The sequence below is a fragment of the Actinomycetota bacterium genome, from assembly GCA_030682655.1.
Taxonomy (GTDB): domain Bacteria; phylum Actinomycetota; class Coriobacteriia; order Anaerosomatales; family JAUXNU01; genus JAUXNU01.
Genome location: JAUXNU010000093.1, coordinates 1 through 1,991, shown reverse-complemented (window position 1 = coordinate 1,991; position 1,991 = coordinate 1). Strand labels below are relative to the sequence as shown.

Annotated in this window: 2 protein-coding genes; both read left to right on the top strand. The window is 64.3% G+C overall.

Annotation, left to right across the window (positions count from 1 at the left end; all coding sequences use genetic code 11):
- Positions 1–1,806, top strand: a 1,806-nt coding sequence (gene dxs, locus Q8K99_05500) for a 1-deoxy-D-xylulose-5-phosphate synthase (protein ID MDP2182011.1), incomplete at its 5' end; no start/stop codon positions are given.
- Positions 1,772–1,991: S4 domain-containing protein (locus Q8K99_05495; GenBank protein ID MDP2182010.1), on the top strand; the 220-nt coding region annotated here is incomplete at its 3' end. The genes dxs and Q8K99_05495, both read left to right, overlap by 35 nt.

Genomic DNA, 1,991 nt, shown 5'->3' with positions numbered 1-1,991 from the left:
CCGAACCTCGGAGTCGTCGAACTCACGCTCGGCATGCATCGCGCGCTCGATTGCCCCAAGGACAAGATCATCTGGGACGTCGGACATCAGTCGTACGTCCACAAGCTCATCACGGGGAGACGAGACCGCTTCTCCACGCTTCGACAGTACGGCGGCGTCTCCGGGTTTCCCAAGCGCAGCGAAAGCCCGTATGACAGCTTCGATACCGGACACGCCTCCAACTCGCTTTCCGTCGCACTCGGTCTCGCGCAGGCTCGAGATACGCTTGGCGGGGACGAGACCGTCGTAGCAGTGATCGGAGACGGCTCGATGACCGGGGGCATGGCGTTTGAGGCCCTCAACCACATCGGGCACCTCGGCACGAGACTCGTCATCGTGCTCAACGACAACGAGATGTCGATATCGGAAAACGTCGGTGCCCTGGCAAGCTACCTCGCGCGTGTACGGCTCGACCCGCGCTACAACCGCCTACGCGACGACGTCGAGGGTGCGCTTGCGCGTACGAAGCTCGGTGCCGCGATGGTCGCGGCGGGTGAGGCTGCCAAGGATTCGGTCAAGCAGCTCCTCGTTCCAGGGATGCTCTTCGAAGAGCTCGGCGTGAAGTACGTCGGTCCCATCGACGGGCACGACATCGAGACCGTGCAATCAGCGATCGTTCGCGCGAAGAAGGTCGATGGCCCCGTCATAGTCCACGTGGTCACGCGCAAGGGCTCGGGCTATTCGCATGCCGAGGACAACCCGGACGCGTTTCATGGTCTCGGTCCCTTCTCGGTTGCCACAGGCAAGACGAACGGGTCTACGGGTCCGCGCTCGTTCACCGAGGTGTTCGGCGAGGCGCTCGTAGCCGAGGCCGAGCGAGACGACCGCATCGTGGCGATCACCGCAGCTATGCCGTCGGGCACAGGTCTCGATCGGTTCGCGGCGGAGTTCCCTGACCGCTTCTACGACGTGGGCATCGCAGAGCAGCATGCGGTCGGTCTTGCAGCGGGACTGGCACTCGGCGGGCTCACGCCGGTCGTTGCCATCTACTCGACTTTCATGCAACGCGCCTATGACCAGCTCATCATGGACGTGGCGCTCCAGAACCTGCATGTGGTGTTCTGTCTCGACAGGGCTGGATTGGTGGGGGAGGACGGGCCGACGCACCACGGTGTCTTCGACCTCACGTACCTGCGCAGTGTGCCCAATCTCATGGTGATTGCGCCAGCCGACGAGGCGGAGCTCGTGAATGCGCTGCACACGGCTCTCGTGGCAGACGGGCCGGTCGCGATCCGGTACCCACGCGGTGTCGGTGCGGGAGTCGCGCTTCCGGATGAGCCCACTGTGTTCGAAGCGGGGCGCGCTCAGGTTCGTTGCGTCGGGACAGATGTAGCGCTGCTCGCAGTCGGGAGGATGGTGGGCGTTGCGGAGCTTGCTGCAAGGATGCTTGGTCAAGACGGTGTGTCGGCGAGTGTGGTAGATATGCGCTGGGTCAAGCCGATAGACCATGAGGCGATATCGGCTGCAGCTACCTCTCATCGACTCGTCGTCACCCTCGAGGAGAACACTGAGGCGGGCGGATTCGGCTCCGGCGTGCTCGAGTCGCTCGCCGATCTCGACATCCGAGTCCCCGTGCTGAGAATGGCCGTGCCGGACTGCTTCGTCACGCATGGCGCGACTGACAAGCTGCTCTCCGAGGTCGGCCTCACACCCGAGGGTGTACACGGAGCTGTCCTTCGCAGAATCGCTGGCATGGTGGTAGAGCCGGTCAGGCCCGGGAAGGACACGGCTCATGACGCGTCTGCGCATCGACGCGCTCCTCGCTGAAAGGGGACTCGTTCCCTCGCGCGAGCAGGCGCGCGCGGCCGTTCTCGCCGGTGAGGTGCGCGTGGATGGCGAGGTCGCGCGCAAGGCCGGCCAGCTCGTCGATGAGAACGCCGTGCTCGAACTTGCCAAACGCCCTCGCTATGTCTCTCGCGGTGGAGACAAGCTTGCGGGAGCACTCGACTCGT